Consider the following 15,204-nt stretch of genomic DNA (forward strand, 5'->3'; position numbering starts at 1 on the left):
GGTACAGCAGTCCGTCGTTGTCGGCGTCAATCGGCACTGCGCTTCCATCATGGCACCCGGCATACGACGAAAGCGCGGGACCGTTGCTGACGTTTCCGGCCGGGTTGCTGGGACATTTCAGCCAGCGGATTTCGATCACGGGCTGCTGATTTTGAATCCAGGCAGCGACGGCGTCAGCATCGGCGGTGGCCGGCGCGCCTCCGTAACCGAACTCATCCGGCCCATATCCCGGGTCCGCGCCGGCCTGAAGTTCGTACGAGGGCAATTCTTCCACCAACAAGTCATCGCGGGGTTCGCTGTTCGGATCATCGGTGCCGGAATCCGGCGACAGCGGTGCCGTGGCGTCCGGTTGCGCCGAGCGATCGGCGCCCAGCATCGCATCCAGTCCGGCAAGCTGTTCACCGTTCAGAAAACTGCGACGGGGATCACGGAAATCAATTTGCCGGTAGACGTTTTCCATATCCGCATACGGCAGGATTTGAGCGATCCAGCTCATCTTGTAACCGGGGACCGACGTGCTGACAGGGCCGGATTGATTCACGGACCCCGGCGGCAGAACTGAGTGGGTCTGGTGGTAGCATTGGAGGGCGATACCGATTTGAACCAGATTGTTTGTGCATTGTGTACGTCGGGCGTGTTCGCGCGCCTGCTGGACGGCCGGCAACAGCAAAGCGATCAGGATCGCGATCGTGGCGATAACCACGATCAGTTCCAGGAGCGTAAAAGCCTGGCGGGTTCGTCTGAGTGTTCTCATGCCGGGTTTCATTTCCTGGCGGAATCATCGGTACCGGAAGCCACGATGCCTGTCAGACCCGGTGTTTCAGCGGTTTTGTTCATGAAAACATGCAGATCTCGCTGAGGAAACGGAATCGAGATCCCCGCGGCGGCCAGGCGGTGATTGATTTCCGTGTGGAGTTCGGAAATTGTGTTCAGGCGGTTTTCCAGGTTCGGCAGGTAGGCTCGAAGAACCAGGTCCAGCGAGCTGTCGCCGAAGTTTTCGAACGTGGTCAGCGGCGGCGGATCGGCAAGGACGTTCGGATGATCTTTTGCGGTCTGCAGGATGATTTCCCGTGCCTGATCGGTGTTGCTTCCGTAGGCCACTCCGACCTTGATGACGATCCGATTAGTCGTATCGCTCAGCGTCCAGTTCAGCAGCTTTCCGGTCACGAATTCCTTGTTGGGCACAATGTATTCGCGGCGATCCCAGTCCGTTATCGAGGTAGCTCGAATCTGGATGCGCGACACCACGCCGCTGACGCCGTCAATCGTGACGATGTCGCCGATTCGGACCGGCCGTTCCAGCAGGATGATGATTCCGGAAACAAAGTTGGCGAACACTTCCTGAAGTCCGAATCCCAGGCCGACGGAAAGCCCCGCCACCAGCCACTGCACCTGCGACCAGCGCAGTCCCAGCAGTCCGAACACGATCATCACGCCGGCAACCAGCACCAGGTAGCGCGTTACGGTTGTAATGGCGTAGCGGATCCCGGATTCAAACTTTACGCGGCTCAGCAGGATGATCTCGATCAGGCCTGGCAGTTGCCTCACAGCGACGATGGTGACGATGGTCGAAAACGCGGCCAGAATGAGGCTGCCGACGGTGACGGGATGCTTTTCGATGACTGTTGTCGTCTTCGCGGGATCGCTGCTGGCAGGGTCCGAAATCGTGACTTGCTCGCTGACGGACCAAAGTTCCTGTCGGTCCAGCACCTTCAGCGCGGGAAGAACGTCGAACCAGATGGCCCAGGAACACCCGATCAGCGTCAGAATGCAGACATTTCGGATCAGTGAATGCGCCTGCAGCCCGAATAACGCCAGTCCGTCATCGTCGGCAGGAATCGGCGGAATCAGGGACGCCGCAGATTCTTCCGCGGATTCCGCCTGCTGCTGTTGTTCGCGCTGAGCGGCGCGTTCGCGAGCCATGGCCATCCGCGACGCCCGGTGGGACAGCCGCAGCCAGCGCACCAGAAAACTGTCGGCCACCAGCAGCAGCGACGCGATCACGACGGTACTGCTGAGTCGAATCCAGAGCTGCACGGCGGTGTAGTGAAATCCGATGACGGACAACGTACCCAGCGCGACGGGCATCGTTAGCAGCAGACCAATCCACAGAATTCGAGTGTTGTGCATCACACGATGCCGCGCCAGCAGAGTGCGGACAAACGGGCAGTTGACCGGCAGCAGCAGTCTGGCCAGCATCACAGAATTGAGCGCCATGATGAACGTGAACAGAATCCGTTCCAGTCGTTCTTCTCCCGTTGCGCAGTACCGCACGATCAGCAGCAGCAACAGCGGAGGAGAAATGCCGACGATGACATTTCGCAGCCAGTGGCGCAGCCGGTCGTTGACAGATTCCTCCCACGCGAAATGCGCGGCGGCCAGCCCATCGCGGCGCAGAAACTGGCGGAAGAAGTTCAGCCACAGCGTAAAGATTCCCAGTTGTGCGATGGCAGCGCCGAGTCCCGCGAAGACTCCGTGAGTTCCGCTGCTGAACCGCAGCACATTTCCGAGGAACATCAGCAGCAACGGCCATTCCGCCGCCATGCCGAAGCTCAGCAGCACAGCCTTGACTGTGGGACGCATGCTCATGCAGGTTCGCCGCCGTGCCTGTTCTCCGGTTTCCACCAGGGCTCGCCGCGCGCGTTCCTGAACGGCCAGCAGCAGCAGAATGGCAACGACCGCGGGGACAATCACAACCCACAGGGACACGCCGCCGCGACTTGCGGAATCCGGCAGGCCGCGTCGCAGTTCGTCCACGATCGCCACGCCTTCCCGCGGCGCCAGCTTCAGGTCCGTCCAGGAAAGCATTTCGTGACTGCGGACCCACAGCGCCTGTTCGCTGACATACTCGTCCCACGCGGTTCTGAAATCCGCCAGTGACCGCTGTTGTTCGTAGAGTTCTCCGACAATCGTCTTCAGTCGTGTCGTGTTGTCCTGAAGCGCGCGAATCACGTCGATGGAACCCTGAATCTGTTCCGCTCGACGAATGGAATCCTCGTCTTCGCTGACTTCGGACGCATCGGCCATGGTCTCAGCGGCGGCAAGATCCTGGGCGTATTGGTTCAGCTCCGTCCGCAGTGTTGCGATTTCCTGGTCAAGCTCCGCGATCTCGCGATCCAGCTCTTCTCCTGTGGGCAGCCGCTGCTGAAAATCCAGCAGCTCACGGCCAATCGTGCCGCTGAGCCCGAATTCCCGGACGCTTTGCTGAATCCGGTCGGCCTCGACTTTCAGCCGCTTCAGACTTTCTCCGCCGCGGTCGAGAGCGGATTGTTTCTGGGGAATCGTCTCGTCCGTCAGGCCGTTGTTGAGTGCGGCGTAGTTGAGTCGTTTCTGCACCAGACTTCGAAGCTTCGGATCGTCGATGCTGTCCAGGTCGTCGACGGCCAGTTGTGCCTTCTGAAGCTGTTTCGTGGACTCGTCGCGACTGCGCTTTTCCAGCGCTGCCTTGATGGCTTCCAGTTCCTGTTCCAGGCTCGTCACGACGCGCTGCTGCCGCCGCGCGCGAAGTGCAGGCATTCCCAGAGCCAGCCGCGTGTCGATTTCGGCCTGCGCGGCCTGAAGTGCGTCTCGCTGCGCGCTGAGTTGCAGATTGCGTGCCTCCGCCGCTGCGCGTGCCACGGAGTCAGTCAGCGAAGTGCTGTCGGAGGGAAGTGACTTCAGGCGCGTATCGTTTTCGGTAATCGATTGCTCGACTGTCTCCCGCTGCTGCTGCAGGTCACGCTTGCGAGCCGTCATTTCCTCGGACGCGGCTTCCGGAGACGTGGGAAGCTGTCGAGCCTCGGTCAGTTCGAGTTGTTTCTGCGTTCGCCTGGCTTCCAGATCAGCGACGGACACTGCGGACGGATCGAAGGCGGTCGTTGTCACCGCGGGTTGTTCCAGATCGGCTTTTTCCGCCGGCAGTCCGTCGATGACTTTCTTTCTGGCATCGGCCGCGGCTCGTTCTCCCTGCGCGGACTGGATATCCGCCTCAGCCCGCATCAACTGCTGTTCGACATCCGTGCGAACGATCTCATCAAGCTGAGCGTCCGCAACCTTGGTCCTCAGTTGTTCGATTCGACGCAACAGGTCCGTTGCGGGATTCGGCTCCGTCGGTGGTGTCGCTTCCGCGGGAGGCTGCCCCTGCGGTGTGACAACCGGTGCCGCAGCGTTCGGATCGGGCGGCTGAGCACTGGCAACGGCGGGATTTGCCGTGCCCGCAGTACCCGTGACAGGTCGTGTTGTACCGGGATTCCGCCCCTGTGCGTTCTGGCCTGCAGGACCTGTCGCCGCGGAACTCTGAGCCGACTGTGAGGCGGGAGAAATCAGTGCCTCCGCGCGCTGTGCATGCGTCAGCGGTTGTTCTGACGTTATCGCCAGCACCGTGACCAGGACGATCATGCCAATTGCGCGCGGCGATCGCTTCGTTTCGTTGACGGTCAGCCTGTTGCCGCCGTCATGCGCCGGCAGGATTGATGAAACCAACGCCGGGCGGTGCATTCGCAAACCCACTCTCGTCGACCACCGGCATGGCTTCACAATTCGCGTTCTAAACATCCTGTTCATTTCCACGGCCTCCGTTTCGGCCAGTCAACTGCACGACATTGCGGCACCATTCGGCGACGTGAATGTCCGTAGGCTGATCGATCAGCACCGACGAGGCACCGGCTTCATACAGCACAGGGACCAGTTCACGGTGCCGCGCGTCTCCCAGCATCAGAACGGGCGGTACGGCTCGGCTAAGTCTCGCCAGCCTTCCAAGCAGCACCAGACCGTCGCGTTCGACGTCGCTAAGAACTGCAATGATACCCAGCACCGTTGTCGTTCCCAGTCGAGCGACCACATCGCGCGAAGCCGTGAGCGAAACGAAGTCGACTTCTGTGACGCCGCCGGCGAGCAGTTCGTGATCAGCACCGCGGACAGCGGACGTTCCGACGAGACGGGTGCGAAATTCCGCGGCAACCGCCGATGACCAGTGAGGATTCCGTTCCAGAACCAGGAATACCGACCGTGACCAGTCCGGCAGCAGCGAATCGATGTCGAAGTTCGAATCAGGATCGGTCATGCCAGGAATTCGCGCGGCACGAGACACCACCGGGCGTTCCATTGCGGAGCGAAGGGATCAACCGGTTGATCTCTTAGTGCGCCGGCGGAGGACTGTTCTGGAATGCCCGATTGCGGAACAGGAAGTCGATGATGTTGCCTTCGTGAGGTTGCAGCCAGTTGAGCTGAATGGTTTTGACTTCGCCGATGTTCAGGCGGTCGATGTTTGTCGCATCGATCAGGTCGCGAGAAAACTGTTCGTCTTCCGTCAAACAGGACCCCACCAGCGTATATCCGATCTTCTTCAGCATCTGATTCTGCGGGCAGTCAACAACCGAAACGAACGGAAACATGAATTCCGTATTGGCCATGGGATCATCGGGGCTGGTGACGTGCAGTACCGTCGGACGCAGGAAGTCGCATCGTTCGTTCTTCACCAGTCGGTCGCCGCCGCGATATTTCGCTGTGACTTCGGTGACGGCTGCCGACTTGCAGCCATCGTCAATCTGGTTGCTCATGGCTTCCGCCGCGCCGGGCATTGTGAACGCGGCGAGACCGGATTCGGGATCGTCCATCGGTTTTGGGACAATCGGGCCCAGCCGGCGAGCCAGCGCGTCGGCAATTTCCGCTCCGTGACGAGGTGTCCAGATGCCCGAACAACTGATGCAGCTTCGTCCGCTGTTGACGTAGACACTGTCGGCCATCAGGTCGAGATACTTTTCCCAGTCGTCGCACTTGTCTTCGCCGAGCAGGATTTTCGAAAACCCGGGACCGTGAGCCGAAACTCGCGGGTTGCCCTGGTACTGTTCGACTGTGGCCAGGCCGCCGAAGATGACGGACCGCTCGCACGTTTCCAGAACCGCTCCGCCGAGTTCCGCGCCTTTTGACGCATCGCCGGGGTACAGGCAGAACGCTTCGCGCGGGATGCCGGCCTGAGCAAACGCTTCGTACATGCGATACGGCGTCCACGGTTCGGCCGGACCGGGTTTCAGCACGAGCCCGATCTGCAGCGGGATCACCGGCAGCCACAGCGTGTGGACACCCGGACTGTTGGACGGCAGCACCCAGCCAGCGGCGTTGCAGTTGGCCTGATAACTGACCATCACGCCGCGATCCTCCATCCCGTAGCCGCGGCTGAAAATTTCCAGCGGCAGTCCGCGCGTCAGCGAATCCAGAATCTTGTCCATGTTCTTTAACACGAACGCATTCTTGGTCATGTTGAACCGGCACATGTGTTCGGGAAGGCCGGTGGTTGCGGACTGCATCGTGCAGAAGTCGTCAGGACTCTGTTCGCCGTTGCCCAGCGGCAGTGTGGCGCTTTCATAAAGATCGGCAGCCTTCGCGCACATTTCGATCAGTTGTTCGATGGTGAACTGACGCAGCACGTCACGCGCGGCCTTCGCCTTCCGCATGTCCATCTTGATGATGCCGCCGTTGGCCTGATGGACCTGCGCCAGCGTTTCACCGGTTTCGAAGTGAACGACATCCATCTTTTCCATGGATTCGTAAGGCTTGCCCCAGCGGACAATTGGAATTTCAATCATGTCTTGTGTGCCTCTTGTGCAGAAGGGGGAATGTGAATAGTAAACGGGGAATAGTAAACAGTCAGAGCGGCACCATCTTCACACCGTTTTGTCGAGTGACCGGCGCAGTCCGGTCAACATGCGCCCAACTTCTTCTGCGAGGGCCAGCGGGACGGTGCAGTCGTCCGCGGACACAAATCCCAAACGGGCAGCGATTGCGAGGTGAGTTTCGACTTCGGTCAGCGAACCGTTTGCAATCCACAAAAACTGAAGAAATGCTTTTGGTGAACCTCGTCCCTGTACCTCGGCGATATTTGCGGGCACTGAAACGGCCGCACGACGCAACTGATTCGTCAACCCGAATCGTTCATCCCTGGGAAAACGCCCTGACAATTTGTAACACTCGGAAACCAGATCAATCCCTTTCTGCCATACCAACAAGTCACGATAACTGCGAACAGGCCCTTCGCGTTTGACCGCTCCGCTGTCGCCGCTAGTTACTATTCCCTGTTCACTATTCACACTAATAAACCCCAACCGTCGTTGTCTTTGCATACACGTGATACGGCCGGACGCTGCTGACTCCGTCCCAGGGGAATTTTTCGCACGGGCGTTCGCGTTCGCCTTCGTCACGTTCCAGAAAACCGGGGACGAACAGTTCCTTCGTCAGCGTGTACAGTTTCACTCGTCCGGTTTCACCGTAGCCGACGACTTTCTTGTGATCGTCGAAGTCAACCACCTCCACGACGGCTCGCGGTTGAGGAGCGTAGTAGGTGATCTTGTAATTGTCGGCGGGATCGAACGGCTTGCCGCACGCCAGGCCCATCAGCGTGTTGCCATACGTCGGCGTGATGTAGACATTCGGGCCGAGCAGTTCCTCGCGAGCGAACCGATACCACTGCGGCGTGAACTCCGTGCCTCCGCAGAAGATGCCCTTAATGCCGGATTCCTCGACGCTGCTGCCTTCGTCCATCAGTTTCATCGCCAGAGCTTCCAGCAGCTTCGGCGTTGTGAACATGCACTGAATATCGTTGTTGGCGCTCAGAATGGTCGTCGCCTGATCGATGACGTGAGCGCTGTATTCCTTTGCTTCTTCGACCTTTCCCTTCTTCAGCAGCTTTACGACCCAGCGAGGATCGAGGTCCACGCAGAAGCAGATTCCACCGCGGTGCTGAGCCAGGTGTTCCACAGCAAGACGCAAACGGCGCGGCCCGGACGGTCCCAGCATCAGCCAGTTGGAGCCCTTCGGAAAGGACTCGTCCGGCAGCGTATCGCTGAACATTTCGTAGTCGATCCAGTGGTCTTCAATGACGACGCGCGATTTGGGAATGCCGGTTGTGCCGCCGGTTTCGAACACGTAAATGGGTTTGTCCTGATACGGCTGAGGCACCCAGCGACGCATCGGTCCGCCGCGCAGCCATTCGTCTTCAAACAGGGGAAACCGCTTCAGATCTTCGAATCCCCGGACGTCCGTCAGCGGGTCGAAGTCAAATTGCTGTTTCTTTTCCAGCCAGAACTGACTTCCCGTGTCGTCGGCAAAGTGCCATTTCACGATTTCCTGAGTATGACGGTCCAGCAGCTCCTTTTGTCGCTCTGGTGTTGCGTCGGCAACGCTGCTCACGGGCGGGTCCTTTTTCGGTGTTAGCCGGAGGAATGAAGGCGGAAGGAAGGTGGTCGCGAGTATAGGAGCCGGATGCACCATTTCAAACCGTTGGCCCGACTGTCGACGAACTGCCGTTGGCAAAGGTGAGAAACCGGATGAAGCGCCCGTTCGCCATGACGGTAAACTGCTCTCGGGTTCAGGATTCGGTCGCGAGCGCCGAAAGCAGCCCGCACGACGGGAGACGCTTGCCGTTGCGGGGATTCAGCCTGATCCGGTACGCCGCCGCACAAGGTGAACCTTCTCATCCGGAAAATCGCGAAAGATCGTGCTGCGGAGAATGGGCTGGCTTTGGCGGTTAAGTTGGCCGAGTCACTGGTAACGCTTGACATCGTTTCGAGGAGCGACTGTCATACTTCAAGCTTGGCTGCGCGCCGGACCAGAAATTTTTGGTGTTGATTTCCGCCGTGCGAGTCCCAAAATACCCGCCGTCGCCTGCTCCGTGGTGGCAAAACGTCAAAACAAAGGAAACTGGAGACTCTTAGAATGCGTAACGTACGAAATCTCGGTCGTTTTTTTGTCGCAGGTGCAGTGCTGTTCACGTTCTTCGCCCTCAACAGCAGCACAGCGTTGGCAAGACCGCAGTACCCTAAGGCTATGTCCAAGCTGTACCCTGAACTCGCTGAAAAATTCGGCAAGGACAGTCCGAACGGCAAGTTGCTGTCCTGCACCGTCTGTCATCCCATGAAGGACAATCAGAAGAAGAAACTTCGAAACAACTATGGTGTTGCGTTTGGCGAGGGACTGGAAAAGAAGAACGAAAAGGACGAAAAGAAGCTGGAAGAAGCCTTCACGAAGGCCGCCAAAGGAAAGAGCGCAACAAAGGACAAGACTTTTGGCGATCTGATCAAGGATCTGGAACTGCCTGGTACAGACGAACCCGCGAACAAGGAAGACTAACGCTTCATTTGCGGCAACACTGACTTCACGACGACGCGAGGCGGGATTTCCTGCCTCGCGTTTCTGTTTGCGCGGTAGGCGCTGATGCGGCCCGCGCTTTGCATGAGCCTCCGGTGCGAACCAACTGTCGTGGCCGGGTCTTGCGTCGTGTCCCGAAAACGACTGCAATGCTCAGCACCCTTGCCGTTGGCTCTTTCCCAAACAGGCGGAAAGGAACTCTTTCGCCTGACGTTCGCTCGACGCTGAAGATTCCCGCATGTCCCTGCAGCCATCCGAATCGCTGGACGCCGACTTGATGGCAGCGTTCGCCGACGGCTGCACGATGCTCAGGAGCGCCATATCAGGTCTGAGCGACGAGCAGTTGGACCTGGTTCCGATTCCGGGAAAATGGTCCATTCGGCAGGTCGTCTGCCATTTGACGGACTTCGAGATCATCAGCGCGGCACGGATTCAGCGGATCATCGCTGAAGAGAATCCCACACTGTTCGACGCCGATCCCGATACATTCGCTTCGCGGCTTGCTTACGGTCGTCGCGATGTCCAGGACGATCTTGCGACGATTGATGCCCTTCGCCGCCATATGCTGCGAATGATTCGCTGCTGCGAACTCGAAGATTTTCAGCGAACCTGCGTCCATTCCGTCGACGGTCCCATGACTCTGGAAGCCATCGTGGAACGTACGGCAAGGCACATTCCGCACCACGTTCGGTTTATCGAGGAAAAGATCGCCGCGATGCAATGAACTGCGCCGGCTGCCGCTTCAGTCGCGCCGTCGACATGCTCCCGCTCGTCAGGAACCAGTGTTCCCGGCCGCTGCGATCCGAATGGAGAGAACGCGGTGCCAGTCCGCCTGCCGTGGATCATGCCCGGCACGGATGTCGGTATCGCGAAGGATGTGTTCACAGGCTGACATTCATGCGACAATCCGTTCGAAAGAGGGTGGCAGCAATGAGGGTATTGTTGCGGGTTCTGTTGATCGCCTATCTGCTGGTTGTGGTCTTGCTGGCATTTCTTCAAAGGAGACTGATGTATTTTCCGGCAACGGCGGATCGCCTGCCGGTTGCGGCGTTCGGCGGGTTGAAGACACTGTATCCGGCTGCTGAGGATGTTCGCATTCGCTGTGATGACGCGGTGGAAATCGGCGGCTGGCTGCTGACGAAGGAACCCGTCGACCACGCCGCTGATCCGGCCGGGAGACCGTTGGTGCTGTTCTTTCACGGAAACGCGGGAAACCGCGCCGGTCGGCAGTTCTGGTATCAGCTTCTGTCGGACTGCGGTGTCGATATTCTGGCAATCGACTACCACGGCTATGGCGAGTCTCAGGGCACGCCGACGCAGGCTGCTTTGTATTCGGACGCCGATGCGACGTGGAGCTATGCCGTTGACACGCTTCGCTACAAGCCGTCGCAGATTCTGGTGATGGGGGTCTCCCTGGGAAGCGCGCCTGCCGTGCATCTGGCTTCGGCCCGATCCGCGGCCGGGAAGCCGCCTGCCGGACTTGTCACGGTCGCGGCATTCAGTTCCATGGTGAACGTTGCCGCAAGTCATTATCCCTGGCTTCCCGTCCGAGCCGTCCTGGCGGACCGTTATCCCTCGGACGAGAAGATCAAACTTGTCACATGTCCGCTGTTGCAGTTTCATGGCGACCGCGACACAGTTGTCGACCAGAAATTCGGGAAGCAGTTGTTCGCGGCCGCTCCGGATGCCTCACGGTCGAAAGTCCCGAAACGCTGGATCGAACTGCGGCGGACGGGGCACAATGATCTGATCGCCAACAGCGGTCGCACGATACAAGCGGAACTCGCGGACTTTGTGCTTCGAGTCACCGCCAGATAACCACTGTCAGTGAATGCAGGGGGAGCACACCGCATGAAAGGTCCGATGCTGCAGTATCAAATGAAAGTGTTGCGCCTTTGGCGATGCCCGCTCTGCGGTCGCACGGTGCGCACTCCGGGAGCAACCGTAAGCCGCGTCTGCGGTTGTTCGAACACGAGCACGATGATGAAGCTGGTCGACACGCCGCACCGGCCGGTGTTTGATGTGTCCGCTTTTGTGAACTACGACAGCGATGAATATCGCGACGAACCGGAACTCGAAGACGACATCCTGGATACAAACTCCGCTATCGGTGACATGACGAACTTCGCGCCGGACGCGGAATCTGACGCGTCGCACGATCGGGCGAACTTGCCGCCCGGCCGCGATTCACGCGCTGTTCCCGAGAGATCACCTGACGGGGAGTTCGGGGAGGGGATTGAACGTTCAGCGGACGTGCAGTCGTCGGCCCTCGCTGATGACCGGGCAATCGAAAACGATGCTGACGCACTGTCGGTGAGCGACGAACCACAGGAATCGGTCGGTTCGGCCGATACCGAAGGCGCTGATCCGGCAAGGAAAGCTGGCAATCGCCGTGGAAAGCGGCGCCGCGGTCGCCGGCGCGGGAAACGCGGCGGCAAGGCCGACGAGAATCCGGCCGGCTGACTGCATTCCGCCGGTTGTGGTGTCGCAACTATTTTCGCAGCGGCGGAAGTCCGGCGGATCCCTGGCGATTCGAGGATTCGGGCTTCTGTCCCTTCAGCAGTGACTGGACTGCGGAATCGAGATTTTCGGCTGTGATGCCGCCAGCCACGATTCCTTCGCGATCCACCAGGAACATCGTCGGCACCAGCACGATGCCAAACTCACGAGCCAACTGACCATCCATTCCGCCGGCATCGCGAATGTTCTGCCAGTTGCCGCCATGTTTTCGCAGGAACGGTTCAATCGCGGCGGCGTTGGAATCCAGATTCACGCCCAGGATTTCAAAACCCGCCTGGCGATACTTCGCATATGCATCGTTCAGTTTGGGCAGGTCGTCGGTATAGGGCGCTCCCCAGGACGCCCAGAAGACCACCAGCAAAACCTTGCCGCGGTAGGCCGCAGCGGAGATCTCCTGTCCGGTCAGTGAGCGACCCGCCAAATCGAGTTTCTTTCCGGTCAGTTCCAGACGTCGCAGAGCTCCTCGCGCCCGCACTCCGGCTTCGCTGCGCGGGTATTCCTTGACCAGGACGGTGTACCATTTTTTCGCGTCGTCAATGCGGCCCATCAGTTCCAGGCCGACTCCCAGTTGAGCGACGGCGTCCGCGGAGTTTTCTGACTGCGGCCACTTGCGAACATACGCTTCAAGTTGCTCCATCCACCATTCCTGAGCCGCCTGCCGCTGATCATTGTCGTCGGGCTGCATGCGAACTGTGTACTCGGCTCGCAGCCGCCGGAACCAGACATCGGCCAGCAGCTCATCGTTGGATGCCACCTCTTCCTGAAGTGCCGTCAGGCGTTTCAGATCGTCCGGATGCTCACCCGTCTGAACGGCGGCATCGAGCGAACTGGCGTACTGAAGAATCCACTCCCTTCGTTCCTTTTCTGTCGGCATGATGGGAATGATCTTTTCGATCAGCTCCGCCCGGCGGTGGTTGTATTGTCCCAGTTTGCCGGGATCGTCCGAATCCGTCGGAGCACTTTCGTCCAGCGCCTGCAACTGTTTCATCAGCGATTCCAGCTCTTTCGACATCGCCGGTTCGACAGCTCCCGAAGAGCCGGTCAGTTGCGGCTGCATCAGGATGCCGCCCAGTTGAATCTGCGCGGCATCCGAATCGAGCGGACGCGGCATTTCCGTCAGTTTCCAGACTTCCCCGACCTGGACCATTTCACCGATGGAGACCAGCTCATGTTTCCCGGCGTTTTCGATGATCGCCATCGCGTTTTCGTAGACGGTCAGATCGTTACCCGCGCGACCTTCTTCCGCGGGAATCAGGCCCGGCACCGGTGGATCGAACCGCACCCATTTCGTGCGTGCGGTCAGTGATCGGGTGTTGCTGAGAACGTCGCGCAGCTTGGTGCCGTGATCTTCGACCGATCGAAGCAGTTGTTTGCTGATATCGGGTGTCGTCTGAAGCTGCCGGATGTCCTCAGAATTGACAAGCACCGTGCTCAGCAATTCCGGATCGGCCTGAATCATGGCCTCGACGGCAACACGGGCGGCTTCCTGAGCCGAAAGGATCCGCCACTGATCGACTTTCCCGTCTTCGTTGCGATCAATTCCCCACCGTGTTCCGCCCCAGTTCATCCAGCGATGCTGGTCCGGTTTTTCGTTGCTGTTGCTGTCGATATCGCGATAGACCTCCAGGCCCATTCGATAGTATCGAAACAGGTCCGCCTTGTTATCGGCATTGGTGTCGGTGAATCGCCGCAGCACTTCCCCGGCCGGACCGTAGACGACGAATCCCGCCTTGCCGTTGTCGCGTTCGACAGCCACGCGGCACTTGGAAAACTCCGCCTTGTCGGGCGTATCGTATTCCACGTCCGGATGCACGGGCCGGAACTGGTTCAGAATCTGTTCCGCAGTCGGAAGCTGAGCTGATGACAGCGACGGCATGGCAATCAATGCCATCGCAACGGTGACGAAAGTTCTCGCGTGGTGCGTAAGACGCATCCTTGCCACTCCGTATTTCAGAATGAAAACCGTGTACAGCCGGAAGCCAAACCTGCCGTGGTATCGCAGCCTGCCGCAGCTTTCGCCGAAGTGTAGAACAAATCCTGAGTTTGAGTCACCACTGATTTTCGGGCGAAATCGCCCAGGAGTGCCACATTCCCGAAACTCACGGAACCGACGTTTCGACGTGACGCTCAGTCACCTTCCACCATTCGTCAATGCGGCCTGCCAGGCGGCTGACGATGTCCGGATGTTGTGCCGCCAGATTCGTGGTCTCGTGCGGATCGGCCAGCAGGTCGAATAACTGCGGTCCGCGCTCGGTACGAGGATGGACGGCGGCGTAGCGGGTGACTTTGCCGTCGTACGTCAACAGCAGCTTCCAGCGGTCCGAAATCGCCCAGCGATACAGCAGCGACGCCTGAGGATTGTCGATGTCGGCAATGTCGTGAGCGAAGCTTTCTCCAAAGATGACGTCGCGATTCAGCGGCTGTCCGTTCAGGACCGGCAACAGATTGATTCCCGGCAGCTCCTTCGGAATGTCGGCTTTCGCAGCGGCCAGCATCGTGGGAACCAGGTCGATGCTGCTGACGACTTCGTCACGTTCCGACGGTTCAATCACCTTCGGCCAGCAAAGCATGACGGGAGTCCGCGTTCCCCCTTCATACGGCGACTGTTTTGACTTCGGAGCGAAGCCGGGCTTCCAGTCAGCCGGCACGTCTGTCGTCGCGGTGCGCTGGATCCAGCCGTTATCCGTGACGTACACAATCAGCGTGTTGTCGGAGATTCCCCGCTGCTGCAGATAATCGATCAACTGCCCGCAAGTCTCGTCGAACCATTCGCACATGGCATAGTATTTGGAAAGCTCTTCGGCGAGTTCCGGGTTGCGGTACTTCTTCAGGATTCGCTCCGGCGGATTGTGAGGCTGGTGGGGCAGGAACGGCGCGTACCACAGAAAGAACGGTTCTCCGGCATTCGTCGCGCTGTCCATGAAATCGATGACCGGCTTCAGTCCGCTGCGGCCGATCGTCAGGCCATCGTCGCCGTGACGGCCGCCCTGTTGAGGAAATCCGCGAGTCATTCCGTGAGTGAATCCGCCGCGCTGAAAGCTGCCTTCCCACCATTTGCCGCTTTGAAAGCTCAAATAGCCCTTCTTCGCAAGCAACTCGGGAACGGTGTCGAAACGATCAAGCTTCGCGATCAGCCGGGCTCGACGCTGTGAATATTCGTCGGCTGAAAGCGCTTCATCGGGTGCCGGGTCGTTGCCGGTGATTCCATGCTGATGCGGATACAGTCCGGTAATCAAAGTCGCCAGCGACGGGCGACACAACGCCACCGGCACATACCCGCGCCGGAAGACGGCACTTCGAGCCGCCAGACGATCCAGGTGCGGCGTTTGAATCGTCGGATGACCCATGAATCCATAGTCGGTGAATGCCTGGTCGTCGCTGATGATCATCACGATGTTGGGACGCGACGTGGCTGTCTGCGACTCCGTCGGCGGCGCTGCCTGCGTTTGAGATGTCTCCCCGATGAATGAAAGTGCCGCGATGGCAACAAGTGAAATGGCGACACGGCAGATTCGATGTGCAGACACGGCGGCGTACCTCGTTGTGAGCAGTGTTTCGGCAGGC

Annotated in this window: 12 protein-coding genes; 4 read left to right on the plus strand and 8 right to left on the minus strand. The window is 59.2% G+C overall.

What is annotated here, in order from left to right; translation table 11 throughout:
• The 6 genes from R3C19_20505 to R3C19_20530 form a co-directional block, all read right to left on the minus strand.
• Positions 1-754, minus strand: a 754-nt coding sequence (locus tag R3C19_20505; protein MEZ6062733.1) for a DUF1559 domain-containing protein, incomplete at its 3' end; no start/stop codon positions are given.
• An 8-nt stretch (positions 755-762) separates the two neighbouring features.
• Positions 763-4,461: a mechanosensitive ion channel gene (locus R3C19_20510; protein MEZ6062734.1), complete on the minus strand. Its 3,699-nt coding sequence runs from the start codon at positions 4,459-4,461 to the stop codon at positions 763-765.
• A gap of 64 nt (positions 4,462-4,525) precedes the next feature.
• A complete protein-coding gene (locus R3C19_20515) occupies positions 4,526-5,041 on the minus strand; it encodes a hypothetical protein (protein ID MEZ6062735.1) in 516 nt (171 codons plus the stop codon).
• 73 nt (positions 5,042-5,114) lie between these two features.
• Entirely contained in the window at positions 5,115-6,563 is a 1,449-nt protein-coding gene (locus R3C19_20520; GenBank protein ID MEZ6062736.1) for an aldehyde dehydrogenase family protein, read from the minus strand.
• A 78-nt stretch (positions 6,564-6,641) separates the two neighbouring features.
• Positions 6,642-7,064 (minus strand): four helix bundle protein, encoded by a 423-nt coding sequence (locus R3C19_20525; protein MEZ6062737.1) that lies wholly within the window; start codon positions 7,062-7,064, stop codon positions 6,642-6,644.
• Position 7,065: 1 nt separating this feature from the next.
• Complete coding sequence (locus R3C19_20530; GenBank protein MEZ6062738.1) at positions 7,066-8,163, minus strand: hypothetical protein; 1,098 nt, start codon at positions 8,161-8,163, stop codon at positions 7,066-7,068.
• Positions 8,164-8,799: 636 nt separating this feature from the next.
• Between R3C19_20530 and R3C19_20535 the strand changes: the two genes are divergently transcribed.
• The 4 genes from R3C19_20535 to R3C19_20550 all read left to right on the plus strand — a co-directional run bounded on the left by R3C19_20535 (position 8,800) and on the right by R3C19_20550 (position 11,583).
• Positions 8,800-9,102: a hypothetical protein gene (locus tag R3C19_20535; protein MEZ6062739.1), complete on the plus strand. Its 303-nt coding sequence runs from the start codon at positions 8,800-8,802 to the stop codon at positions 9,100-9,102.
• A 256-nt stretch (positions 9,103-9,358) separates the two neighbouring features.
• Positions 9,359-9,844 carry a DinB family protein gene (locus R3C19_20540; protein MEZ6062740.1) on the plus strand — a complete coding sequence of 162 codons (486 nt, stop codon included), beginning with the start codon at positions 9,359-9,361 and terminating at the stop codon, positions 9,842-9,844.
• Positions 9,845-10,050: 206 nt separating this feature from the next.
• Positions 10,051-10,938, plus strand: a complete 888-nt coding sequence (locus R3C19_20545) for an alpha/beta hydrolase (protein ID MEZ6062741.1) — start codon at positions 10,051-10,053, stop codon at positions 10,936-10,938.
• A 162-nt stretch (positions 10,939-11,100) separates the two neighbouring features.
• Positions 11,101-11,583 (plus strand): hypothetical protein, encoded by a 483-nt coding sequence (locus tag R3C19_20550; protein ID MEZ6062742.1) that lies wholly within the window; start codon positions 11,101-11,103, stop codon positions 11,581-11,583.
• A 28-nt stretch (positions 11,584-11,611) separates the two neighbouring features.
• Here R3C19_20550 and R3C19_20555 read toward each other — a convergent pair whose 3' ends face one another.
• On the minus strand, positions 11,612-13,573 hold the full coding sequence (locus R3C19_20555) for a redoxin domain-containing protein (GenBank protein ID MEZ6062743.1): 1,962 nt from the start codon (positions 13,571-13,573) through the stop codon (positions 11,612-11,614).
• A 166-nt stretch (positions 13,574-13,739) separates the two neighbouring features.
• A complete protein-coding gene (locus tag R3C19_20560; protein MEZ6062744.1) occupies positions 13,740-15,167 on the minus strand; it encodes a sulfatase in 1,428 nt (475 codons plus the stop codon).
• Positions 15,168-15,204 lie beyond the last annotated feature (37 nt).

It is taken from the genome of Planctomycetaceae bacterium (assembly GCA_041398785.1).
Classification (GTDB): domain Bacteria; phylum Planctomycetota; class Planctomycetia; order Planctomycetales; family Planctomycetaceae; genus JAWKUA01.